The organism is Ornithinimicrobium pulveris (genome assembly GCF_050261105.1).
Taxonomy (GTDB): Bacteria; Actinomycetota; Actinomycetes; order Actinomycetales; family Dermatophilaceae; genus Ornithinicoccus.
Map to the genome: position 1 here is coordinate 40,001 of NZ_CP189837.1, position 25,446 is coordinate 65,446.

The following is a 25,446-nucleotide window of genomic DNA, read 5'->3' on the forward strand; positions in this document are numbered from 1 at the left end:
CATGACGGATCAGTGGAACTTGGCGACAGCCAACCTAGCTGGTGCGACAAACAACCGCGAACTTCTGGCCGGGCCCCACCGCCGACTGGTGGATGCATGGTTGTCGGATGTGCCGGGGGCCCAGATCGCCGGTGATGTTGCCGCGCTCGTGGGCCAGGTACTGCGTCACCGCCGAGGGACTACAGGGCATTCCAACAGTTACCTGATCCTTCGCCTCGACGACCGCGGTATTCCTCTTGAGACGCTTCGCCGGGCCAACCTCGACGTCACCAAGTTTGGGCTGCACGAGCACCGCGTCACCCTCGGCCCAGACTGGGCGCCCGACTGGCTGCGCGGCGACGGGCGCTGGATCGATTTGGCCTGCACAAGCCCCGACAATTTCGAAGGTCCGGAGGGCATCGTATCCACCTCTGCCCGGCACGACATGGCAGTGCCAGTAGACCCGTCCGTGGCTGCTATTGCCGGCATATCCAATTACCGTTCGCGCAGCCAAGCGAGCGCCGTCCGGGCGGCCGCGCTTGCACCTGCGGGCAGCACACTCCACGTGGTCCTACCCACCGGAACAGGTAAGTCCTTGGTGGGCATTACGCCTGGGCTACTCACTCGCTCGGGCGTGACAGTCGTCGTGGTCCCGACCATTGCACTGGCCCTTGACCAGGAGCGCCAACTTCATCAACGGTTTCCAAACCAGGGCCTCCCTCAGGAATTGGCCTACTACGGCGCTCGTGCAGCAACTGAAAAGCAGGCGATAAAGGACCGGTTGCGCGAGGGAAAGCAAAGGGTTCTCTACACGTCACCCGAGGCTCTGGTCACCGGTCTGGCGGATACTCTTCGGCGACTTGCTGCCCGGGGCGAACTGAGCCACGTCGTGATCGACGAGGCGCACCTCGTACGAACCTGGGGCCTGAGTTTCCGACCCGAGTTTCAGGTCGTCGCCTCGCTGATCGCCGAACTGAGAGAGGTCGCCCGAGCTCAAGGGGTAGCACCGCCCCACGTAGAGCTGCTGACAGCGACGCTCTCCCGACAGAGCCTCTTGCTGAACGACGGACTCTTCGCCGGGGACGACACCTCGCTCTTCGTGGGTTCCACGCACCTGCGCACGGAGATCCGCTACCTCTTTGCGCCGCCCGTTCCCAACGAATCGCGACTCGACCGAGTAGTCGAAGCGCTCCACCACCTTCCGCGGCCGGCGATCGTTTACACCACCAAGAAGCAGTCGGCCGACACGCTCGCAGTTCGACTCCGAGAGGCGGGATTTGGCCGAACGGCGGTCTTCCACGGCGATGTGCACGCCGACGACAGGCTCGAGATCCTGAGGGCATGGTCGGGCGACACCGGCCCGACGTCCATAGACGTGGTCGTGGGGACCAGTGCCTTCGGGCTCGGTGTGGACCAGAGTGACGTTCGGACCGTCGTCCATGCTTGCGTGCCCGCCTCAGTCGACCGCTTTTACCAGGAAGTCGGACGCGGCGGGCGTGATGGTCACGCAGCCGTTTCTGTTTGGCTGCCGAGCAGTAGCGATGCCCAGGATGGCCGCGCCATCGAGAACGCGACCGTTCTTGGCGACAAGAAGAGTTGGGGACGCTGGGACGCAATGCGCTCGGCTCGCATCTCCGACGACCCGTCGCGCCGCCAACTTGTCGTTGACACCAGTACAGTTCCTTCCTGGCTCCACTACGCCTCCGACAGCAACCAACTGTGGAACCGCAACACTCTGGTTCTGCTGCAACGGGCCGGGGTACTCGACATTGTCGACACTCCCCCGCCAACCCTGGAGCGCGCCAAGGACGAATCTGAAACCGATTGGCAGAGCCGAGCCGATACTGCGTGGTCCGCATACGTCAAGCATGCGACCGTGCGAATCCGCTCGGGCATTGCGAACGTCGATGAGGCGACTGTCCTGCATGCGATCGACAGGGTCCGACGTGAGATCCGCGATTCAGAATCCGACTCGCGCGACCGCATCGAGCGCATGTTCAGGCTGGATGAATGCTGGGGGTCGATCCTGAGCGAGGAATATGCGTACGAAGATGTGGGCCCGATGCGCGCTCACCAAGTGGTCGCACCCGCGTGTTCGGGATGCCCCGCTGCCTCCCATATCCATGAGCCGTCTTTGCGGGCTGCGCGACCCGTGGTGCAAGAAGCCTCCCTCCCCCAGTTGCACCGCAAAGTAAGTCCCAAACTTGAGTCGATGGCCAACAGTGGCCGGACGCTGGTGGTGACCTATCCCGAGGGAGATCTCCGGATCCACCTTTCCGAACTCGTCACAAAGGCAGTGACACACGGCGTCCGAGGTATCTTGGCATCTGCAAGTCTGGCCGGCTTGCCTGCAGTGACTGACGCAGGTCGCTCTGCGTCCGAGGGGTTGGTAGCCATAGATCCCATCGTTCCGGGCCCACCGCGAACATTCCCGATCCCCACATTGATCCTCTTGAATCATACCGATCCGCCACAATTGAGTTGGCTCGCAGGCCAGGTTGGCTCCCTCCGGATCGTCGTGCTGCCGGAAGAAACGCGCGATCCTCAGTACCCCGGCCAACCGGTCAAGACTATTCGTTTCCCACATTGGACGCTTTCATACTTCCTTAGGAGTTTGTGATGGCAGTACTTAACCCGCCGAGAACACTGCCAGGCCTTGGTCGCGCCATCGTCAACTACCTCCTCGATACCCGACGTTCGTTGACCGAGAACGACTTAGTCGACGCATTCAAGCCGGACGGTGTCAATCCTGGCGCTGAGGCCGCGGGCGGAATGAAGAACACGATCTCCTCGCTGCGCGCCATCAACGTCCTCGAGACTGCTTCCGACGGAACGCTTCGGTTGGGCGCTCAGGTCCCGACCCCAAAGTCTCCATTCGACGCAGGGGCATTTCGTCGACTCCTGCAAGTCCGAGTATTCGACCTGAGCCGAGATGGCAATGTCTGGGCAACGCAACCGGGCGACGGCCACACGAGTGGCGCTCGTGACCTCAACCGCGCCCTCGCCTGGCTAATGGCTCAGGACGCGCTTGGCCAACCCCTGTCTTGGACTGACAACGTGCAAAGGCTTCAAGCGGAGCAGTTCGGCACCACCCATGAATCGTGGGCCATCGTCAACGACACGCGGTGGCTGGCGGCGTCCCGATGGATTGTGGCGCTTGGTTTGGCGACACCATCGGTCATGAGGGACCGGGCCGGCATCGTCCCACTACCTGTTGCCGCGGTCGCGGACGCACTTCGAACCATTCCTGCGGAGCGAATTCCGCTCTCCGACCTCTTGGCCCGAATTGGAAACGCATTGCCCGTCCTTCACGGGGGGTCGATGCGTTCCGGACTCGTATCCCTCCTCGGCGCCGACCCAGACCCAGGAATTAACGCCCACTGTGCTGACAGTTCGGTCGGGCAGGCGTTGCGCATTCTTGAGGAGCGTGGTCGGATCCGGTTCGAGACCCTTCCAGACGCACATGGGATCCGCTTGTCGCGATTCGATGCTGCGCGTCGAACGCACGCTATTGTGCAGGGCGGAGGAGAGAAATGAGTTGGCGCGGCACTCTGCCGGCGGCGTGCTGGACCGCGACTGAGGTTTCGGCCATCATCCCCGTTGAGGCAGAAAGCACGTCCGACGGCGTCTTTCTCGCCACGCACAGCACCATCCCGATCACCCAACGCGACCAGGTCAACAACGCCCTCGGCGGCGCCGTGGTCGACGAGCAAGCATTGCTCCGTGCCGTGCAGGAACAACCTGCTGACCAACCCATCATTCCCATCCTCGGCAAGTCCGGAACAGGGAAATCTCACCTCGTCCGGTGGTTGCGGGCCCACCTCGAAACCAAAGACTCGACCCGCCTGATTTTCGTCCCCAAGCACCGCATGTCTCTTCGTGGGATCCTTGAACTGATCCTCGAGCATGCAAGTGGCGAGAGGGCCGACGAACTCCGCGCCAAGGTAGCCACAGCAGTCGACGCCGCCGCAGATGAAAAGACCGCGCAGTTGAGGTTGCGTAACGCGCTAGCAGTGAACATCGAGACGCGCGGGAACCGCAGCGATGGATCGGCCGAGGAAATTGAACTCCGCTCCTATCTCGCTTCCCCGCGTGGTCTGCCTGCTCTCTTCGGTGACGACGTTTTCCGTGGTCGACTACTTGACCAGAACGGGCCAATTGCCCGACTTGTTCGTGAAAAGCTAGCCGGCAGGGGTGACGAGGACAAGGAGGACGCGTTCGGGTTCACCGCCGACGATCTGAACCTCTCTGTTGACGACGTGAACCGGGCCGGACAGGCAGCTCGTGAGGTCGCCGGCGCTCTCACGAGCGAACTCGCCTTACGTAAACTCGCCGCGCAAATGATCAATGAGCAACTCGGGCCGTCCGTGAGCGAGGTCTTCGGCCTGGGCGGCGACGACCTCAAGCAGATCCTCACGGATGTCCGTGTCGACATGGACAAGCAGGGTCTCGAACTGCTCGTACTGATCGAGGATTTCTCGATCTTCCAAGGCATCCAGGGTGGCCTGATCGATGCCATCACTCTTATCTCCACCGAGGCGCAGAGACTGTGTCCGATGCGAGTCGTCATGGCTGTTACGACCGGATACTTCATCAATCAGATGCCAGAGACGGTCTACACGAGGACCTACCGTGTCTTCGACCTAGATCTTCCCGAGGGTATCGATGTGTCGTTCCAACCGTCCGGGTTTGCCAGCCGATACCTCAACGCTGTTCGCGTTGGGGTTGACGAACTCGAAGCCGCGCGCGCACGCGGAGATGGGGTGCCTAACGCCTGCGAACAGTGCCCCGTCAACGCCGAGTGCCACTCGGCCTTCGGACAGGTTGGCGGCTACGGCCTGTTCCCGTTCAACCCCGCCGCCCTCGACCGCGCCATCAAAAGCCAATCGACGGATGGCAGTTTCGTAGCGCGTGACGTGCTGACCCGGGTTCTTCGACCGGTCCTGCATCGTGATGAGGCAGAAATCAACAGTGGGCGGTTCCCCAGCGACGGCTTTGTTGACGATTTCCGAACCGGGGCAAACGACCGCTTGACGAACATCGAGGACCAGGTCAAATTGCGATCACCGGGAGATGAGGATCTCTCCGAACGTCGCATCCGACTCGTCCGATTCTGGGGATCCGGGGAGGGTGCGGAGAACCTCGCTGCGACCGTCCACAAGGCCTTTGAGGTTCCGCCTGTCGCCGAACTCGGCGGTCCGAAGAAGGCGACAGTGGAGCCGAGGTCGACTCAGCCCATCGAGCCCTCCGAGACTCTCACACCGACGCGGGAGCATGTCGCTGCCGCACCCCCGTTGGTCGTGGCCGTCGATGTCTGGCTCGCAACGGGCAACATGCCGCAGGGGCCGACTAACGACCTCCGGAACATCGTCTTCCACGCTGTCCGACAGCGACTCGGGTTCGACGACGGATACGGCGGTGACAGTCTGTGGAACAACGACAAGACCCTGGCACCAGGGTTTGAAGCAAAGATGATCGAGTTCAACCAGGCGAAGATCGCTGGCGCTCTCCTGCCGATGGACCGATCCAACACAGATGACATGCGCGCCCTGCGCGCACTTGCATGGGTAAACCACAAGAACACCACTTGGGCCGAAGTGCCGGACGGTGAACTGTTGCAGAGGCTCACTGAGAATGCCATCGACCGATGGGCCACGCGCGTGGGCGACGCACTTCTCCCGCCACAGGAACCGAACGACGACACCGAACTCGCCCGACTGGTGGAAGTGCTGCTCAGTATCGCGCGAGCCCTCGGGATACGCGATGCATACAAGTCTGACACCCCGAGCCGGATCCGGGCCCTATTTGCCCCGGTCCCGGCACGGATGGATCTCGATCGCAGGCCTGGGCTACGGTCCCTCCACGGTTTCCTGGTGGACGGAGCAGGTAGCGGCAGTAACCTGTCTCGCGTCGGGCGCAGCCAACTCCAGCAGCGACTGCTGCGTCACGCCTCCTACAGCCAGGGTTCAGGCAAGCCCCTTGCGCTGGACCTCAACAAACTGACGAAGGTCGTACGTACCGGGGCGGTAGGCGCGCCGTGGCCCGACTCGACGCCCGACCTGATCAAGACGTCGGTCGCCACGATCGAGGCCCGACTGGCGTCCATCGACTCCTTGCAGGCGGAAGCTTCCCGACTTGTACCCGACCTTTCCGACCTCGGGGGTGGGATCGTCGACGTCGCCTCGGAACTGCTTGTCCTGGTCAACGAACGCGCAGCAGTCGGCGCCCTACCTGGTGGAATCAGCCCGGCCGACCTCCAAGCAGCAGCCAAATCCATCAAACACGGAGACCAACGCAAGGTCGAGGCTGCCTTTGCCGAGTTGAGTCGCTGGGATCAACTCACACGCGACGAGCAACTCCAGGCGCTTAACGGCGACTGGGATGAGCCTGCACAGCGAGTAGGCGCATGGCTCCAGATGGCCCGTCAAACGGTCCGCCTGCTTGAACACAGCCTCGGCAAGGGCGGTCAGTCTGATGTGCAACGCGAATACGCTGAGGCACGCGACCAACTAGTCGCGGATCTGATCGCCACAGCCGACTCAATCGCGAGCACAGCAACCGAGGACCCGACTGTCGCAGAGGAGTATGCGTGACTTTGCGAAGTACCATCCAACATCTGCGCGCCTACGCCGACGTCGCCAACGACGAGCACCGGGTCAAGGTCCGAACAGGCGAGTTCGCAGAACTCAGTGCACGCCTCGCGTCCTCTATGAAGGAACTGCCCGCGCTCAATACCGCACTACGGGAGTTTGCCCAACTCGATGTCGATCTGCCGCCCGGCCGCGAACAGGATGCCGTCCAGGTAGCGGACAGTCTTCGTGCACTGGCGGCTGAACTGCCATCGCTAGGCGGCGAGCAGAACCTTGACCTCGCGAAAGAGCGCGTCCGCTCAGCCGAGAGGTACGCCAGCCAACTCCGCGCTTTTGTCGTGGACACCTGGCAGGCGCACGTGAACCAACCTCCACCGGCCGTCAACGTCGACCTCATCGACGCCCTGGCACAGGGCGGCGTTGACGTAGAGGAAATTCGCGATGCGCTGGAAACGGCGCGCGCTCACCTGCTCGCTATCAGCAGCAGGTCCGTCCCGGACCGCGGCTCGGTTCAGAGGCACCGCGACGCAATCGAGTCGATTCGCCGCTGCGGCGAACAGCTCGGAAGGGTCGTTGACCCCGATATCGCCGAGGGCATCGTAGGTTCTCAGGAGCCCTCTGGGATCCCGCTCACCTGGTTCACGCCAGAACGTCTCGAAAAGCTCCGGGCCCTCGGCATCCTCGATCGTTTCCACGTGAGGCTGCGATGAACCCAGCCCTGCTGACCCGAATCCTTGACCGACTCGAGTCACTCGAGGATCCACTGCTGTGCTGGGGAGTCGTCGACGGTGGCTTCAGCACAGACGAACTCCGCAAGGTGATCAGCGACGAACTCACCGCAAGCCACGAATGGGACTTGGGCGCCGACGACATCATCGAGGCGATGACCACGCAGACACTGCTGGTCCACGACTCCAGTTCGTCACCTGCCCGTTGGCGCACCCGCAATGGCGAGACCATCCGCTTGGTGGCGCGGCTCCGGCAGACTTTCCCCGGCCAGACGTGGCAATCCGGAACGAATCTGATCTCCGACTTCCGGTACGCACGCCGTCCCCGCTTCTATCCAAAACGAGATCACACTTGGACTGCTGCCATCGACGAGGTCGTCGGCCCCGTCGACGCCTATCGCGATGTCCTCGAGCTCATGACGCAACGCGACGGCAAGCATGACCTCCTAGGCGGGTTCCAGGTCCGCGCTACGAAGCACATCTTGACCGCGCTGCAGAGTCAGACCACAACAGCCACCGTGGTCGGTGCTGGAACCGGAAGCGGAAAGACAAACGCGTTCTACCTCCCTGCCTTCAGCTATCTGGCCGGTATCACCGACCCTTCCGCATGGACCCGCGCATTAGCCGTCTATCCCCGGACCGAACTGCTGAAGGATCAATTGGACACGGCGTTCGCCCACGCCTGCCGACTCGACGATCTGTGGAAGGGGTCCACTGGACGATCGATGACGATCGGTGCCCTCTACGGCAGCACACCCACCAATGCGAAAAACGTAAGGCTTCCCTATCGGGGTTGGGGAAGGCGCTCTTACGGCATGGCTTCACCGCAGATGCGCTGTCCCGGCGATGGTTTCGCTCCATGTGGGGGCGAGCTCGTCTGGCCGAACGAAGACATTGATGCCGGAGTCGAACGCCTGGTGTGCGCGACCTGCCGGCGGTCGTTCGGACAGGACCAAGTCGTCCTGACCCGTCAATCCATGCAGAGCTCGCCTCCCGACCTGCTCTTCGTGACTACCGAGATGCTCAATCGCGGACTCTCCGATCTCAATCTCACACGGCCTTTGGGCATTGACGTACCGGTCGGCAAGAAGCCTCGGATGATGCTCCTCGATGAGATTCACACCTACGACGGAACCACCGGCGCCCAGGCCGCCATGGTGCTCCGTCGGTGGCACCACAGCATTCAAGCCCCCATTGCGTTCGTCGGTCTCTCTGCGACGTTGTCGAACCCGATCCGCCACATGGCAGACCTCACCGGGGTCAGCGACGAACTCGTCACCAGCATCACGCCCGATGCCGACGAGTTGGAGTACGAGGGCGCGGAGTACTTGCTCGCGCTCCGCAGCGACCCCACCAGTGGCGCGTCCGTACTGTCCACGACAATCCAGACATCCATGCTGCTCCCGCGAACGCAGGATGAGCCGGGGAGTCGGATCTCATCCGGTGTCTACGGGACGAAGGCCTTCGTCTTCACCGACGATCTCGATGTGACCAACCGTCTGTTCTCATATCTGCTCGACGCGGAGGGGCAGCGCTACGCCTTCGGGAGGCCCAAGTCGATCAAACCTCCGCTCGCGTCGCTGCGCGCGAACGCCGACGGCGGCGACGTCACGCAGCAGCGCAGGGCTGGCCAACTTTGGGATCTGCCGACCGCGATCGGGCACAAGTTTGCGACCATCGGCGAGGGTCTACGGGTGAGCCGAACAACCTCCCAAGACTCCGGTGTCACAGCCGAAAGTCAGTTGATCGTGGCGACAGCCTCTCTGGAGGTCGGTTTCGACGATCCCGACGTCGGCGTGGTCATCCAGCACAAGGCGCCACGCGGAGTAGCCGCGTTCCTCCAGCGCAAGGGCCGGGCGGGACGCAAGCGCACCATGCGGCCCTACGCAGCAGTCGTTCTGTCCGACTACGGCCGCGACCGGGCGACGTACGAAGCCTGGGACAGCCTATTCGACCCGGTACTCCCAGATTTGGTCTTGCCGATTCGCAACCGGGCGGTCCTGCGCATGCAAGCCACGATTTCGATGATCGACTGGCTGACGAGCCAGCTTCGGCAACACGGCATCCCGAAGACAACAACCGCGTGGACTGCTCTTAGTCAGAAGCCGGCCGAAAGCTTCGCACGACCCGGTCGCGACACCCAACTCAAGGCCGCCGACATTCTGAACGAGGCCCTGCGCGATCCGGACCGGCAGCGCAGCCTACGCACATGGGTGCAGAATGCGCTCGGACTGTCGGACGCGGAAGCGAACGAAGTCCTGTGGCATCCGCCGAGGCCACTGTTGCTCCAGGCGATCCCCACATTGCGTCGCCGTCTCCTCCACAACTGGGGCGTAGCAGATCCCAAGGTAGTCCACGAGTTCCGTGACCTCATGGGCCGCAATCCCCTGCCCGACTTCTTCCCGATGAACCTGTTCAGCGAACTGGCCCTTCCTGAGGCGTACGTCAGCACACCGCCCCAGTCAGATCGTGAGACCGAACGTGAACTGCATGCGATGGGACTCGGGCAGATGCTCCGGGAATATGCTCCGGGCCGCGTCTCGCGCCGGTTCGCCACTCGGAATCTTGACCACCGCCACTGGATTCCCATCCCGATCGGCGTCGCGAATCCAGTCCTCGAGCTCACTGATATTTTGCCACTCTTCGGGATTGAGGAGCCGTGCACCATCGAGATCGACGGCACACCGACCACCACCACTGTGGTCCGTCCCGATCAGGTGTTGGTCGAACTGCCACCGTCGGCGGTTAAGGACTCGTCGAACGCAACGATGCAATGGCAATCGCAGTTCGTCGAGACTGGAACTGGCCTCATCATCCGCGTACCGACAGGTGACCCTGTAGGGCGCCTGATCAAAGACGCTCGCTTTTACCTGCACGCCCAAAACGCCCACGTGAACGTTCACCGCGCTGCTGTCAGCGCCGACGCCACGCTGAACCTCGAGGATGGCACCGAGCAACGCGCCCGGACCCGGTTCTCACTCAATGGCGAACTTGCTGCATTGGGCTCCACCTTCGATGTGGATGGTATGCGGATCCGAGTCGAACTGCCGGAAGACATCGACCTTCCAGCGGACCTTCTCCCCGGTCTGCGCAGTGCGTGGTTCAAACACGTCCTGCTCACCGACGATGAGTTGCTCGGTTCCCTGAACAGCTTCCGCATCGATTGGCTTCACCAGTGTCTGGAGGCGATGCTGCTCACCGCGGCCGCAAATAACCAGAGCACACTCGCAGAGGCATACGCCGCGGTCCACGACTCACTCGACGACAGGCTCGACGAGACTCTAGACGCCATGTTCAGGAGCACCGGAGTGATCGAGTCGGAGTCCGCGGCACTCTCACGCATGGGCGCTCGACTCAAGGAAGCGTTGAAGAATCCCGCCATCGTGGCCCGCCTGGATGCGCTGGCATCTCAGTACTGGGCGCCTGACTCGACCGCCTTCAATCGCTGGATTCGGGAACGCACGCTTTCGACTCTCGGACTGGCCACTCTCGCCGCAGCTCGACAGATCTGCCCGGAGCACGATCCTGAGAGCGTCATCGTGGACATTGAGCCCGGCTATGACTCGGCAGGGGGGGCACGAACCGGCGAGGTCTGGTTGACCGAGTCCTCTGTCGGCGGCGGCGGCTTCATTGAGGCTCTCGCCGCAAGGGTTCGTCCGGACCCTCGCCGACTACTGCGCCTCATCGTTCGCGCTGTGCAGCCAAGCACGTACGAACTCGTTGATAGTCACCTTCAGCGGGTAATCGATCTGACGACGACGAACGCAACCTGGGCCGCCCTTGTCAACGACTTCCGCTCGGCTCCCGACCAAGCGACGCGCGTCAACACGCTTGGCAAGATCCGCGATGGGCTCCGCCAGTCGGGAATATACGGCGCGGAACAGTCCGTCGTGTCGTCGCTGGCTACCCGAGTTCTGCGGCCGGGCTCAACACCGTCCACCGACACCACCTTGTCGACAGTAACCACCGAGTGGAAGGCGGAGGAGGGGCGACTTGGAGTCGAGATCCCGCCACGCACCTGGGCCTATCTGATGCGTACGCGAGCAGACCTCGATCCGGGCCTGGTCCTCGCGGACGGAGGCGGCGAGCGCCAACGCATGGACGCGGTACAGAGCCTGCTGTGGCCCCGTGGGTGGCAACTCCGTGCCGAACAACTGAACGCTTGGAATCCCTTTGCCGAAAACCTTCCTGCGGCACCGGAGGTTCTGCGATTCCTCGCCTCCGCGGGTGATCCGCCGGTGCCGCTAACCGGCGATTTCCGAAACCACGTCCGGCAGGTCCTCGCGCAGAAGGGGTCCGTGCAGGTCTTGGCTACTCCGGAGCAGGCGGGCGATCTTGCGGACCTAATCGTGGATCTAACCGTCGAACCCGTGGCGACCGAGTACCTAAACGTATATCCGCGGATCGTTGAGATTGACCACCGCGCAAACGGCGACGTGCTTGTCGGACTCGAACTTGCCGAGGTGTCGATATGAGACGGATCACCACGGCGGGCCGCGGACAGACTCGCATCCTCAACGACGTGATGCAGAACCTCCTGGTCACAGAACTGCTAGTGCCGTCTGCGCAACTATGGGTGCTTTCACCCTGGATCTCTGACATCGACGTCATCGATAACACCGCGGGCCAGTTCAAGACGGTCTTGCCGGGACTCCCGGCACGAAGGATTCGCCTGACCGAGGTCTTGATCGAACTGGCTCGTCGCGGCAGCGACGTCCGCGTCCTGACGCGCGACGTGGAGAGCAACACCGTTGCGCGGCAGCGACTCGAGAATGTCGCCGGACTCGGTGCGAAGCCCGCAGTGCGGATCCATGCAACACTGCATGACAAGGGCATTTTGGGTGACCGGTTCCATCTTCAAGGATCCATGAACTTCACCTACTTCGGACAGGCGGTCAACGCAGAAGGCGTCACGTTGACCAGTGATCCGCACGCCATCGCGGAAGCGCGAATCGCGTACAACGCTCTCTACGAAGGCGCCGCTCATGAAAGTTGAGGACTTCTTCGGCCCGGGCAACGACATTAAGCCCGCCCGCCTGCAACCCGAGCACGAGACGTCGATCGAGAATTGGCTCGATGCCATCAAGCGGGGACAAGTCGCGTTTCTTCCGCGTAAGACCGGCGGTGAACTGTACTGGTACGGATTCGCCCCCACGATGCGTGAGCAGAAGGAGTTGCTCGCGCTCCTGGACGCCTGGGTTGGCCCCACCTTCAGTGACCTACCAAGAAGTCGAGGGCGGCTCGACCCACAGGATCCGTTTGACACGGCGCTGGCCGGGGAGGACGTGCCGCCGCTTCGCTTTGAGGTGTTGCCTCGCGGCAGTGGGACGGCTCGCGACGAGGTACGCCAAGCACTCCTCGTTCTCTCCAAGTTGGTGTGGAAGCGTCCCCGCTCTGAGTTCGATGCCCCCCGAACCACGGTCGAGGCGCTAGACGACCTGGGCCACGCAATCGGTGCTCAGGATCGGCGAATCGCCCTTGCATGCCTGCGTGAACTCGAAGCCTTCGCCGATCTCGACCACTCCAACCTCGCGTTCCTCCGTTTACGCGTGCACGCCGGGCTTGGCGACATGGCCGCGATCTTCGCCGACCAGGATCTGGAACACGTCCTCCAACTGCGTCGCCCACTCGGTATCACTCGACTGCTTCAGCACGCTGTCTACGAGCGCTACCTAGAAGCGGCCGACGCATACGGCGATGGAGCAACACTGCTCGAAGCTTCCGACCGGATCCCATCTGGTTTCCGAACACTCACAACAGGAGGCGCCGCAGAAAGCAGACCCGCGCTTGTCGTCGAGTTCGTGCTCGCCAGACTTAGGGGCGCCGCAACCGCCACACTTGAGCGGTTGGTCGATGAAGCCGAGTCCATCTCGCCGGCATTGGCGCACACGCTCCACCTGCTGATGACGCCGGAAGAAGATCCCGCTCAGACAGGCGCTCCGGAACCGTCTGAGCCGTCCGCCGTTGTCCAGGCCGATGAGCTCCACCGCCTCATCGCGGAAGGAGAGTTCCAATCCGCGATCGTTGCCGGTCTGGCCGAGGCGCCATCGCCGAGCACGGCAGCCCTGTTGCTCAGATGCGTTCGCGATCTCGAAGATCCGCAACTGGCCGCCGAAGTCGCTGACTTTGTGGATGCTTCTGGACTGAAGGAACAGGCGAGTGACGACGATGTCGTCGTCTGGGCCGACCTGAATTGGCTGTCGGGTTTCCTCAGCCAGCAGGGAAATCTCGGATGGCTCGGATGGTTCGATGCGCTGCAATCTAACGATGCCGCGGGCATCAGAGTCGACTTGAGCGTCAGCGCCGAGTGGCCACCGCTCGACCATGCGACCGTAGCTGACCGACTTGCCACGTTGGACGGGGAGTCGTTGGCTCGGCTCGGCGACCATGGTGGTGCCTTCATGGCCGCGCACTCGCCCCTGTTCGCCGCCGCGGACGGCGCCGAACTTTGTGAGCGTGTGCTCGGGGGTTTCGCGGTCAGCGAGAGGGGCTCCGCGGGCATCCGCCTTCAGACGGTCGCACTCCTGGAATACCTATCCGCTTTGCACCCGGCGGTGGAGACCCTGAGATCTGCGCTCATGTGGACAGAGGACGTCGTCCGAGCCGGCACCTCAGCCGTCACGGCGAGTTGGACGGTCGATGTCCTGCAGGCCGCAACTGCCAGCCCGCAGGCGCTCGCGCTTGATGCCAAGACTCGATTGTTCTACACCGCACTTGAGGTGCTGAGGCCTGTTCGCTCCAGCCTCAGCCTCGCTGACATCGAGGGCATTCGCGTCGTTTCTGACGAACTGGCCACCCGCCTGCCGGACGACTTCGAGGTCCACACACCAGGCACAGACCCAGCCGCCCAGTTCCGTCACCTCGAAGGCTCGCTCGTCGTGCTCTACTCACTCACCGAGTCTGCAACGACCCGCGCCGCTCAGATCCTTCGACGACTGCTCCCCGACATAGACGTACGGACAACGTCCGCTCATGACGGAAGTCAGCAGTTGGCCGCATTGAGTTCGAACGCCGACGTGTTCGTGATGGTCTCGGCATCGGCCAAGCATGCGGCCACCGAGTTCATCAAGGAGCACCGGCGTGGCTTGCCAATAATCCATGTGAACTCACGTGGCTCCTCGGCAATTCTTCGCGAACTGGCCGAAGGATGAGGTCAGATTCATCACCCGCAAGACCACGCCCGAGGGTGCCGAGGCGTTGATCTGCACCGTCGTTCAGCACTGGTCCGTCTCGGTGCTGCGGGACCCACAGGCCTTCCTGCGCGGGCCGCGGACGGGCGGGAGGTCCGCTCTGTCGGCGGCGCTCGAAGAATGAATAGTTTCGGCGGGGTGGTTTCCAGGCACTGCCGCCACGCCTCCCTGTCAACGGCCACTCCAAAGTCCCCGGTTTTGGCCAGGTGGAAGTCCCCACCCTCTGCGGGGTTGATCACTGACTGATGTGCTCACCTCCTCGGCGTTGACGGGCTTGGCGCATGCGGTAGGACTGGCCGTTGGTGACGACGGTGGTGGCGTGGTGCAGCAGCCGGTCGAGCATCGAGACGGCGGTGGTGTGCTCGGGCAGGAATCTGCCCCAGTCCTCGAAGGAGTGGTGCGAGGCGATGCCCAGGGAGCGGCGTTCGTAGGCGGCGGCGACGAACCGGAACAGCAGCTGGGCACCGGTGTCGTCCCGGGGGCGAAGCCGATCTCGTCGACCAGGACGACGTCGTTGCGCAGCAGCACCTCTATGACCTTGCCCACGGTGTTGTCGGCCAGGCCGCGGTAGAGCGTCTCGACGAGGTCGGCCGCGGTCAGGTACCGGACCCGGTGGCCGGCGAGGACGGCGGCGTGACCCAGTGCGATGAGGGTGTGTGACTTGCCCGTGCCGGCCGGGCCGATCAGGGCCACGTTCTCCTTGGCACGGATCCACTCCAGGCTGGTGAGGTAGGCCCACGTCGGCGCGGGGATCGAGGACGCGGCCAGGTCGAAGTCCTCGATGGTCTTGAGCACCGGGAAGGCCGCGGCCTTGAGGCGTGCTCGCTCGTTGGAGGCGTCGCGGGCGGTGATCTCGGCCTCGACCAGGGCCCGCAGCACCTCCTCGGGAGACCAGCGTTGGGTCTTGGCCGTGACGAGCAGCTCGGGGGCGAGCTGTCGCATCGCGGCGAGCTTCAGCCGGCGCAGCCCCAGCCCCGCGGTCAGGTCCGCGTCCAGCACCGGCGGGGTGGATGCGCTCACGAGGACACCGCCTTGGTGGCCGGGGCGTACTCGGCCAGCGAGCGTCCCGTACTCGTGGGCAGGTCCAGCACGAGGGCGTCACCGGCCGGGCGCGGGGTGGGGACCCCGGTGCCGGCGGCCAGGATCGAGCGGACATCGGCCGCGCGCCACCGCCCGAACGCGGTTGCTCGCTCCAGGGCGGCGACCATCGCGGCGTGGCCGTGGGCGGCGGCCAGGGTGTTCAGCTCGGCCAGCTCGGGGCCGAGGCGGGTGTGTCCGGCGCCGGCGGCGCCGGCGATGAACGCCTCGGCGGCCGGGCCGAGCGCGCAGAAGGCGACCTCCGCCGCGCTGCGCGGCCGGATCGCCCGCACCGGTACCGCCGGGCGGGCACCGCCGTAGTGCTCGTCCAGCACCGAGGCCTCACCCGGCGAGGTGAGCGGGTGCGCGGCGTGGACCTCGCCGGTGCCGACGTCGAGGATGATGAGCACCCGGGTGCCGTCGACGACCACGCCCACCTGGGTGCCGATGAGCCGGTTCGGCACCGAGTACCGCGCCGAGCCGAGCCGGATCGTGGACAGCTTGTCGACCTTGCGGGTCGCCGGTGCCGGCCCGATGACCGGGCGCAGCGAGGGCAGCTCGGTGAGCAGGTCGACCTCCTTGGCCAGCCGCTCGTTCGGGACCGCGGCGATCTCTGAGTGGACCGCGGCGTTGACCTCCGCACACCACTCGGCCGCGCGCGCTGGTTGGCGCGAGCGAGGTCGGCCAGGATCCGCGCAGCCGCGGCCTGCTCCTCACCGTCGAGCCCTTGGGCGTGCTCGAGCAGCAGCGGCCGGGCGAGGTCGTCCTTGCCGTAGCGGACCAAGGCCTCGACGATGCCCTTGGACTCCGGGTCGGCCGCCTCGCAGAAGTCGGGCCGGAACCGGTAGTGCGTGGCGAACCGGACGTACTCGGCCGTGGGCACGACACGGTTGGCGACCACCCCACCCTGAGGCAGCCCATCCGGTCGGCGAGGACGACCTTCGGGACACCGCCGAGGACCTCGAAGCACTCGGCCAGCATGGCCATCGTCGTCGCGGCCTTCTCATCAGCGGCGAAGCGGACGAACCGGAACCTCGACCAGGCCAGTACCGCGGCGAAGACGTGCACGCCGGCGATCACGCCCCAGTCGATGACCAGGTGCTCACCCGGGGACCAGGACGCCGGCCGGTGGGTCCGGCCGTGCTTGGCACGCCAGGCCTTTTTCTCCTCGGCCACCAGGCGGCGGAAGTTGCGGGCCGAGCCGGTGTACCCGGCCGCGCGGGCCGTGGGCAGCAACCGCTTGGCGCTGATCCGCGCCTTGGCCGTGTCGACACCGGCTGCGACGAGGCCGCGCACGTCCTCGTAGTTGGCCGGCCGCGGTGCCCTGACCGGGCGCGGTTCCCCGGTGGCGTGACGCTGCACGACGCGCTTGACGGTCTTGTGGGTGGTGCCGCAGATCTCTGCGGCACCGCGGTAGGTGCCCACCATGTTGTAGGCGGTGATGATGTCCAACTCTTCCCTCATGTTCTTCAATGGAGCTCCCTGGGCGGTGTGGTGACTGGCTAGACACCGCCACCGTTCACCGTCCAGGGGCTCAGCTCATGGACGACACGAGCAGAGGGTGGGGACTTTTACTTGGCCACCCGCGGGGACCTCACGTGGCCACCAGTGGGGACTTTGCCACGGCCATGGACACTCCCGAGAGTCCGTGAGTGTGAGGTCGTTGTCGCGTCGTGTGAAGAAGTTGCCGGGCGACGTCCGTTTGTCGGCCAATCGTGCTCGATTTGTGCAGCCCCGACGCGTGGGACCGGCGCGTCATGGCGGCGATGGCCGAGTGGGGTACCAGCCCAGCAAGGTGGAGCAGTTGCTCCTGGGCAAGACCGCCATGACGACGAGGCCGCCGCCTAGTCCACACCCCTGCACCCCCATGCCTGCATGAGCGTGGTCTATCCACAGATCGGCGGACAAAGCCCCGATCGTAGAACAAAAAAGGCAGGCTAAGGAGTGCAAGGCCGAACCCGGCCCCAAGAACGAGGGAGGGGAACCCCAATGGCACACCACATCGAGACCCACGGAACCCAAGCCGCGGCTGTCTTCGCCCGCCAGGACGCCTGGCACCAACTGGGCACCACCGTCGCCGGTGACGCCTTCACCGCCGAGGAAGCCATGCGCCTAGGCCACCTGGGCGGCTGGGACGTGCGTACCGTGGCGCTGAACGCCACGGAGGTCACCGAGGACGGCATGAGCAGCATCGGGGTCCCTAACCGGTTCGCCACCGTCCGCACGAACCCCTTCACCGGGTGCGCTGAGGCTCTAGGCGTGGTCGGCTCGCAGTACCAGCCCATCCAGAACGAGGAGCACGCCGAGGTGCTCAACCGTCTCGTCGACGACTCCGGCGCGATCTTCGACACCGCAGGCAGCCTCAAGGGTGGCCGTCAGGTCTTTATCACCATGCGCCTGCCGCAGACCATCAAGGTCGCGGGAGTGGACGAGATCAGCATCAACCTGGGCGCGCTCAACAGCCACGACGGCTCACAGGCGTTCCGGTTGCTGGTCACCCCGGTCCGCATCGTTTGCGCGAACACTCAGCACGCCGCGCTGCGCGACCACCGCGCCAGCGTCGTGATCAGGCACACAGTCAGCGCCGCCGCCCGCATCGCCGCCGCCCGCGACGCGCTTGGCATGACGTTTGAGTACGTGGAGGCGTTCGAGGCCGAGGCGGAGGCGATGATCAACCAGAGCGTGACCGATGCGCAGTTCGTGGCGATCACGCGGGGCCTATTTGGGTGGAAGGACGACCCGAGCAAGAACGAGGCCAAGAACCAGCAGCGCCGGGAGGCAGCCCTGCTCGGCCTGTGGGCCGAGGCCCAGACCCAGACTGGGATCCGTCATACCGCTTGGGCCGGGTATCAGGCCGTGGCCGAGTACGTCGACCACGTCCAACCGGTCCGGACCAAGGGCGACCACGCAATCGCACGCGCCGAGCGACTGCTCACCACCGAAGGTCCCATCCGGCTCAAGACCACGGCTTGGGCGCAGTTTGCACCCGCCTGAGCCGCGGGCTCACGGATCGCCGGCCGGCGTCGTCGACGCGTCGACGAGTTCGGCCTGCAGTTGCGATCAGCGATTGGGGCGGATCGCGAACCCTCGGTTCGCCCTGCCCTGCACTCCTGCTGCGTGGGCGGCGCCGAGCGGGCTTGCCTCCACCCGTACCCCAGAAAAGTACTGCAGTGGGGTACGCAATCGGCGCGATCAGGTGTGCTCTGCAACGCCCTGACCTGCAAGGATGGGTCATCGCGTACCCCATCCATGGACTTTGCAAGCAGAGGGTTGTCGGTTCGAGTCCGGTCGCCTCCACCCGAGTGAGAAGCCCCTCTCTGGTCCGCCAGGGAGGGGCTTCTTGGGTCGTGAGGTAAGTCACCAGCACGTCGGTGTTCTGGTGAGTGCCTCTGCAACCTGTGAGTGCCCCTCTTCGACCCGCTCCAAGGGGCACAGGCGCGCCAAAGGGGGGCACTCACAGTCTCCGGTCGGGCTCGCCGCCGCAGTCCTAGAGGAACAGCGCCGGGTCGAACTCCTCGATCGGGATGATCCGCAGGCGCGGCAGGGTGGTGTTGAAGGCATGCGTGTCGTGCTCGAGGTCGAAGAACTCCAGGCCCTGGTGCTTCAGGGCGGTGAAGCCGGCGTTACGGAACTCGTCGAAGGCGATGATCCCGACCCGGCGCTCGCCGTCGACGAGCCGCTCGACCGACTCCAGGAAGTCACCGTCGTGGCTGACCAGCATGACGTCGTCGTCCCGCTCGGCCAGGGCGTCCAGGGTGCGCTGGATCGCGATGTCCACGACCTTCTGCTCCGGTGAGCCGGACAGCGGGATCGCGGTGTAACCCAAGGCCCGCAGCGCCTGCACGAACGCCATCGGCAGGCCGGTGCTGGCGTTGAGGAAGAACAGTCCCTGGGTCTCCTGCTCCCACCGCTCTCGCGCGAAGGTCAGCAGCCGGTCCCACCGCGGACGCTCGTCCGGGGTGGGGCGGCGGCCGAAGATCGAGTTACCCAGCGTTGCGTCAATATTCTCGCCATCGACGAGCAGATAGGTCGTTGCCATGGGGTCGACCCTATGTGCCCCAAGGGGTCTGCGTCCTACTCGTAGACAAACTTCTGCGGCCCGGGGAAGATCCAGGACAGCCCGTCGCGTAGGCGATCTCGCCAGTTCTCCCAGGAGTGGCCGTCCCGTGACTCGATGTAGCGCACCTGCGCCCCGGTCGATTCAAAGACCGGCACCATGGACCGGTTCGGCACGATGAGCGGCTCGTAGACACCGCAGCTGATGAACATTCGGTCGGCCACCTTGCGCGGCTTCTCCCGGTAACGGTTCATGAACTTCACGACTGGGTCGAAGGCGGGACCGCCACCGTGATCGCTGCCGATGTCGGTGAAGACGAAGGATCCCGACTGCAGCAGCAGGTTGCCGAACATGTCCTTGTTCCGATAGGCCGTCGACAGCGACGCCACGGCGCCGAAGGACGCGCCCATGAGACAGCGTGCGTCGGCCCGTCGCATGAGCGGAAGCCGCTCCTCCAGCAGCGGCACCACCTCACTGGCGATGTGCCGCGCGTGCGGCGCATAGTTCGGGTACTCGCGCAGCCGGTCACCCGGGTTGGAGAAGAGCACGATCGTCTCGGCCATGTCCAGGTCGTGGATCAGGTTGTCCAGCACCGTCTGCATCGCCGAGTAGGTGATGTAGTCGTTGCCGTCGTGCACGATCAGCAGCGGGTACTGGCTGGACCGCCGGAAGCGCGCAGGGAGGTAGACCCGGTTGTGCGTGGTCCGCCGCAGTGCCTTGGACTTGATCGTGAAGTCGATGACTTCACCCGGGCGAGCGTCCGCCTGGGGCAGCACCCACTCCGGGGTCTCGTAGCCCGCCGCCTGACACACGCTGGACGAACCGACCGGGCTGTGCGCGATGTGCGGGTTGAGCGGGTCGTTGAAGGTCTCGACCGCGGCCCCGCTGCGCACCTCGATCTGATACTCCACCCGCGAGTGGGCGGGCAGCTCGATCGTGACGAACCACAGCGGCGGCCCCTCGACATTCTCGAGCTTGCGCATCGGGACATGCTGGGGCTGGTTGACGATCCGGTGCCGGACCGCAACCGCGTCCACCTCGCCGCGATAGAGGAAGGTGCACTTGGGCCCCTCCACGATCGGCACTTCGTTCTCGGCGAGGAAGCGATCGATATCCGCCAGGGAGTGGTGGCTCTTCTCCTTGAGCAGGTTGATCGCCAACTTCCCCTTGTGCCGAGGAGGCATGGGGTATGGCGTAGGCAGGCTCACGCGCTCTCCTCACCTTCGTAGGTGCACGGGGTGCCGTCCTCGCCCATCAGGCGGGCGCCAGGAGGGATCTGGCCTTCCGGGGTGAGGGTGACCTCGGCGCGGCCATCCAGCAGCAGCGCGCGGGCCGGGGCGAGTCGGGCCACCAGCTTGCGCATGCGCTGCTCGTTCTTCATATCGAGGCGGTCCTTCGGCGAGGGCAGGGCGACGACGTCCCGCGTCAGGCCCAGGCCACGCATCAGCATCTCTGAGACACCGGGGCTGGTCGCGGAGTTGTCGTAGAAGAGCAGCACCCGCTCGGTCAGGGCCATCGCGCCGGCGCCCCAGGCGATGATCGGGCGATGCAGGCGAGTGCTGGAGCTCTGGACACCGTCCTCGTCGACCTCTGGCACCGACAGCGCCGGACCCAGGTTGAACAGGTGCAGGGCCCCGAGCAGCACCCCGACGTGGCCACCGGTGATGACCACGGCGTCCACCTGGGAGATGGCTCGCCCCACGGCGAACCGGGCGGTGACGACGGCGTCGCGATGCTGGGGTTGGAAGCGCTCATAGAACTCACGGTGCAGATCGTCGACCCGCTCCAGGTGCTGCTCGTCCATCTCGCGCATGATCCGCACGGCGTCGAGCGTCGCGACATCGCGGATGTCCTCGTTCTTGATGGTCGCGGCCTGGATCCGCCACAACGCCTCAGCGGCCTGCTCCAGACCGATCAGGTAGAGCGCCTGCAGCTCCCCCAGACGCGCGCGGCGCTCGCGGTCGGCCTGCTCCAGCTCCGGGTCGGCGTCCCAGACCTGCTGCATGAGGCCCCACAGGTGCAGGTTGGTGGAGCGCCCGCCGAGCTGCTCATCGAGCAGCCCGTCATCGCTCTCCCGGTCGCGCCACCCGGCCGTGATGGTGGCAAAGGTGCCGCCCTCGAGGCCGAGATTGCGTACGACGGAGTCCAGGCGCGGGTCGCGCTGGGGACCGAGGAAGGTGAGACGGGGCGGGGTGACGTCGGGGTCGGTGGGCTCAGCCGGCATAGACATGGACGGTACGGCCGACGTCGTCGAGCATCTCGCGCAACTGGTCGTAGTCGGGGTGCTTCATCCGGATCCAGGCGTTGGCCATGAAGCCCGCGGTGACCGACTGGGTGCCGTGCCCCTGCGGGGGGATGTGGGCATCGATGATCCAGCGGCCGTAGCGGTTCTCAATATCCTGCAGCCCGGAGTAGCCCTTGATCTGGCCGTCCTGGTCCGGGCGCAGGGCGATGATCCCGGCAGCGTGGCTGCGGCTGGGGCGACGGCTGATCCCGCCGTGCACGATGGCCTCGGCCCACGCGGCATACACGTCCATGTCGTTGGCGGCGTTGTAGAGATCCCAGCAGCCGACACCCGGTGGGCGGCAGCCGATCTCGCTGAACTTCAGACCCTTGGGACCGTAGAACCACTCCATGTGGGTGGCCGAGGTGCCGATCCCGAGGGCGCGGTTCACGCGCTCACCCATCTCGCGGATCTCGTCGTAGAGCCCGCCACCGTCGATCCGGTTGGTGGTGACGAACTGCGGGGAGATCCAGCGGGTGCGCATGGCCTCGAGCACGCCCGGGTAATAGTGCGAGGCGAAGTCGAGGTGGATGTTGCCGTCGACCGAGACGGTGTCGTAGAAGCCCTCATGGCCCTCGATGAACTCCTCGACCGCGATCGAGCGGTAGTTCCCCATCGCGTTCAGCGCCGACTTGAGCTCCTCGTCGTTGTCCACGCGGATCGTGTCGGCAGCGCCGGCCGCATCGCGCGGCTTGAGGATCAGCGGGTAGCCATGCGAGCGCGCGAACTCCCAAACCAGGTCGGCATGGTCGGCACCGGTGCTGGCGGCCGTGGGGACACCGACCTTGCGCAGGGCATCCTTCATCGACGGCTTGTCGCGGCACAGCCAGGTGGTGCGCACCGAGGTCCCGGGGATGCCGAGATCCTCCCGGACCTGGGCGGCCACCATCTGGTGGGCCTCGATCGTGGACTCCAGCCGGTCGACCCAGACCATGCCCTGGACCTTGCGCACGGCAGCGGTCATGGCCTGCCGGTCGGTGACCGAACCCACCTGCTCGTAGTGCACCAGCCAGCTCTTGAGCTGGTCATCCAGGTAGTCCCAGGGGGTCTCACCGATCCCGATGACGTTGGCGCCGACGGAGGCCAAGGCCCGCGGGAACTCGCGCTGGTTCCTCGGAAAGTGCGGCTCGACGAAGACGATGTTCACGATCCGAGCCTGCCACAGATGGGTTGGTGCTGGGTAGCGTCAGTCCCGACGCGCCAGCTCGTCGAAGGCTTCGGCGACGACCTCGGCATACACGTGCATGCCCTCCAGGTCGGGGTGCACCTTGTCCGCCTGCAGCACGCCCGGCTGCTGGCTGATCGTGCCCGCCCAGTCCCCCAGGACCACGTTGTCGTAGTCGGCCACGACCTTTTCCAGGGTGGCGTTGGAGGAGTCGGTGAAGGAGGCGCGGACGAAGAGGTTCATCACCACCACATTGCGATCCGGCCCGAGGGTGTCGAGCGCCGAGCGCAGCGCCTTCTCGTCCACGCCGGCGTTGGTGCCGAAGTGGAGCACGACGTCCTTGCGGATGGTGTCGTCCGCGATCCCGGCCTCGATCAGCGCGTTCGCATCGCCCCACTGACGGTTCGACTTGGCGATGTAGTTGATCCCCGGGAAGCGATAGCTCAGGCCGTCCGCCGAGGTCACCACCAGCGAGTCGCCGATAGCGGTCAGCGCGTCACCGGAGGGGACGAGGTAGCCGTCGGCGTCGGCCGTGAAGGGCACGCCGTTGACCTGCGCGCTCTTCCCGTCCTCGGCCACCCCATCGGCCGCCTTGTCGTCCGTCTTCTCGTCCTGGGCGCTGTCCTTCGTCGCGCTGTCCTTCTTCGTGTCGCTGCCACCCGCGTTCGACCCCTCTGAGCCGTCGTCCGCCGAGTCGCCCGCGCCGTCGCCACTGGCCAAGCCGAGCTCCTCGCCCAACTCAGCGCCGGCCACGCCCTCGGTCGCGGTGTCCCCGGAGCCGGCCTCGTCGGTGGCCCCGGCTGCAGGCGCTCCGCCCTCGCCCGCGAGCCGTGCCTCGGTCGCCTCGATCTGCCGCTGCGTCTCCGATTTCTCGGGCGCCGTCGCGATGGCGACGACGGTCGCGATCAGCATCAGCACGACCGCGGCAGCCACGATCCGCGGGGTGCGGCTCACGTTCCAGGGCGTCGTCACCCAGCGCGTCAGGCGCCGGACCGAGGCCCGTATGCCGTGTCGCCGGACCGGGCGCTCCACGAGCCTCAGCGAGAGCTCGGCGAAGGCGAAGGTGAGCACCAGCGCCGCGGACAGCACGAGCCCGCCACGCACGGTCCCCGCGGCGTAGGGCACCAGGGCACCCATGATCACCAGGACGGGCCAGTGCCACAGGTACACGCCATACGAGCGCTCCCCGAGCCACCGCAGCGGCCGCAGCTCCATCACCCGACGCCACGGACCGTCCGCCTCCAGGGCCGCGGCAACCAGCACCACGGTCAGCAGCGAGGCCAGCAGGATCCCGCCGCGGAAGGTGAGCGCCGAGGACTCGTCCATCCACATCATCAGCGCGAACAGGCCGACCACGGCGAGGAGTGCGGCATACCCCCGATAACGCCGCCAGGCGCGGGACCGCAGTCCCGCCCGGTGCGTCGGGTCGGCCCAGGCGAGCGCGAACGCGGCGCCGGCCATCAGGCCCATCAGGTGCGTGTCGGTGCCGTAGTAGACGCGGGTCGCGTCGCCGCCGTCGTAGAGGGTGGCCATCAGGATCGCGCTGACCAGACCGATCGTGGCGACCGCGATCACCCGCTGCCGCGTGGTCCGCGTCACCGCGAGCGCGACCACCAGGCTCAGCGGCCACAGCAGGTAGAACTGCTCCTCGACCGCCAGCGACCAGAAGTTGATGAACAGGATCGGCGAGGTCGCGTGGAAGTAGCTGGCGCCGGCCGCGATCTCCAGCCAGTTGGTGGTGAAGGTGAGCGCGCCGAGCGTCTGCCGACCGATCCCGACGAGCAGATCGCCGCCGATGGCGCGGGCGGCGCTGACGCTGACCAGCACGACGAGCAGGAGCGCGGGCAGCAGCCGTCGGGCCCGGCGCCGCCAGAAGCCGAGCAGGTCGATCCGACCCTTGCTGTCGATCTCGCGCAGCAGCAGGGTGGTGATCAGGAAGCCGCTGACGACGAAGAAGACGTCCACGCCGAGGTAGCCGCCGGGCAGCCAGGCGGGCAGGTAGTGGAAGACGAGGACGGCCGCGATCGCGATGGCGCGCAGACCGTCCAGACCGGGGATGTAGCCGGGGCGCGGGGCGACTCCGGTGGGTCCGCGGCCCCCGCGTCCGCCGCGACGGCGCTTCGGGCCGGTGGGGTGGGTGGGCTCCAGGAGGTCGGAGCTCGCCCGCTGCCCGTCCCCGTATGCGGTGTCATCCCTCCCGCGGGTCGGTCGCCGGGGGGCGTAGGTCGGGGAGGTGGGCGGTGCGTCGACGAAGCCCTGCGGGTCGAGCTCAGGGCCGGGGGTGGCATCCCGGGCGGGCACCGACATCCGAGGGCACCTCCCAGTTGGCCGACGATCGTGACTTCACCCGTCAGGCTAGGTGCCCGCAGACGCGCC

General features: G+C 65.5%; 13 protein-coding genes and 2 pseudogenes. 8 read left to right on the forward strand and 7 right to left on the reverse strand.

What is annotated here, in order from left to right:
* The first annotated feature begins 1 nt into the window (after position 1).
* The 7 genes from dpdF to dpdD are packed head-to-tail and all read left to right on the forward strand — an operon-like array spanning position 2 to position 14,448.
* Positions 2-2,599 (forward strand): protein DpdF, encoded by a 2,598-nt coding sequence (gene dpdF / locus ACQBAT_RS00175; RefSeq protein WP_420748804.1) that lies wholly within the window; start codon positions 2-4, stop codon positions 2,597-2,599.
* Positions 2,599-3,516 carry a protein DpdG gene (gene dpdG, locus ACQBAT_RS00180; RefSeq protein WP_420748803.1) on the forward strand — a complete coding sequence of 306 codons (918 nt, stop codon included), beginning with the start codon at positions 2,599-2,601 and terminating at the stop codon, positions 3,514-3,516. Before dpdF ends, dpdG begins: the two co-directional genes overlap by 1 nt.
* Positions 3,513-6,572, forward strand: coding sequence for a protein DpdH (gene dpdH / locus ACQBAT_RS00185; protein ID WP_420748802.1), 3,060 nt, complete (start codon positions 3,513-3,515; stop codon positions 6,570-6,572). Before dpdG ends, dpdH begins: the two co-directional genes overlap by 4 nt.
* Positions 6,569-7,279, forward strand: a complete 711-nt coding sequence (locus ACQBAT_RS00190; RefSeq protein WP_420748801.1) for a hypothetical protein — start codon at positions 6,569-6,571, stop codon at positions 7,277-7,279. Before dpdH ends, ACQBAT_RS00190 begins: the two co-directional genes overlap by 4 nt.
* On the forward strand, positions 7,276-11,772 hold the full coding sequence (dpdJ, locus tag ACQBAT_RS00195; RefSeq protein ID WP_420748800.1) for a protein DpdJ: 4,497 nt from the start codon (positions 7,276-7,278) through the stop codon (positions 11,770-11,772). Before ACQBAT_RS00190 ends, dpdJ begins: the two co-directional genes overlap by 4 nt.
* On the forward strand, positions 11,769-12,293 hold the full coding sequence (gene dpdK / locus ACQBAT_RS00200) for a phospholipase D-like domain-containing protein DpdK (RefSeq protein WP_420748799.1): 525 nt from the start codon (positions 11,769-11,771) through the stop codon (positions 12,291-12,293). The genes dpdJ and dpdK overlap by 4 nt, the downstream gene beginning before the upstream one ends.
* Entirely contained in the window at positions 12,283-14,448 is a 2,166-nt protein-coding gene (dpdD, locus tag ACQBAT_RS00205) for a protein DpdD (RefSeq protein WP_420748798.1), read from the forward strand. Before dpdK ends, dpdD begins: the two co-directional genes overlap by 11 nt.
* A 274-nt stretch (positions 14,449-14,722) precedes the next feature.
* Here dpdD and istB read toward each other — a convergent pair.
* Positions 14,723-15,429, reverse strand: a pseudogene (istB, locus tag ACQBAT_RS00210) (IS21-like element helper ATPase IstB).
* Positions 15,430-15,503: 74 nt separating this feature from the next.
* Positions 15,504-17,037 (reverse strand): annotated as a pseudogene (istA, locus tag ACQBAT_RS00215) (IS21 family transposase).
* Between the two features lie 516 nt (positions 17,038-17,553).
* On the opposite strand from istA, the gene ACQBAT_RS00220 reads away from it, so the two are divergent.
* Positions 17,554-18,558 carry a DUF932 domain-containing protein gene (locus ACQBAT_RS00220; protein ID WP_420746208.1) on the forward strand — a complete coding sequence of 335 codons (1,005 nt, stop codon included), beginning with the start codon at positions 17,554-17,556 and terminating at the stop codon, positions 18,556-18,558.
* Between the two features lie 493 nt (positions 18,559-19,051).
* Here the strand turns inward: ACQBAT_RS00220 and ACQBAT_RS00225 are convergent, their stop codons facing one another.
* Genes ACQBAT_RS00225 through ACQBAT_RS00245 form a run of 5 tightly spaced genes read right to left on the reverse strand, consistent with a single transcriptional unit; the run spans position 19,052 to position 25,377 of the window.
* On the reverse strand, positions 19,052-19,603 hold the full coding sequence (locus ACQBAT_RS00225) for an NYN domain-containing protein (RefSeq protein ID WP_420746209.1): 552 nt from the start codon (positions 19,601-19,603) through the stop codon (positions 19,052-19,054).
* A gap of 35 nt (positions 19,604-19,638) precedes the next feature.
* The gene (locus ACQBAT_RS00230) at positions 19,639-20,805 is read right to left on the reverse strand and encodes an alpha/beta hydrolase-fold protein (RefSeq protein WP_420746210.1); all 1,167 of its coding nucleotides are present in this window, start codon (positions 20,803-20,805) and stop codon (positions 19,639-19,641) included.
* A gap of 20 nt (positions 20,806-20,825) precedes the next feature.
* On the reverse strand, positions 20,826-21,845 hold the full coding sequence (locus ACQBAT_RS00235; RefSeq protein ID WP_420746211.1) for a hypothetical protein: 1,020 nt from the start codon (positions 21,843-21,845) through the stop codon (positions 20,826-20,828).
* On the reverse strand, positions 21,835-23,052 hold the full coding sequence (locus tag ACQBAT_RS00240; protein ID WP_420746212.1) for an ATP-grasp domain-containing protein: 1,218 nt from the start codon (positions 23,050-23,052) through the stop codon (positions 21,835-21,837). Before ACQBAT_RS00240 ends, ACQBAT_RS00235 begins: the two co-directional genes overlap by 11 nt.
* 39 nt (positions 23,053-23,091) lie before the next feature.
* On the reverse strand, positions 23,092-25,377 hold the full coding sequence (locus tag ACQBAT_RS00245) for an acyltransferase family protein (RefSeq protein WP_420746213.1): 2,286 nt from the start codon (positions 25,375-25,377) through the stop codon (positions 23,092-23,094).
* Positions 25,378-25,446 lie beyond the last annotated feature (69 nt).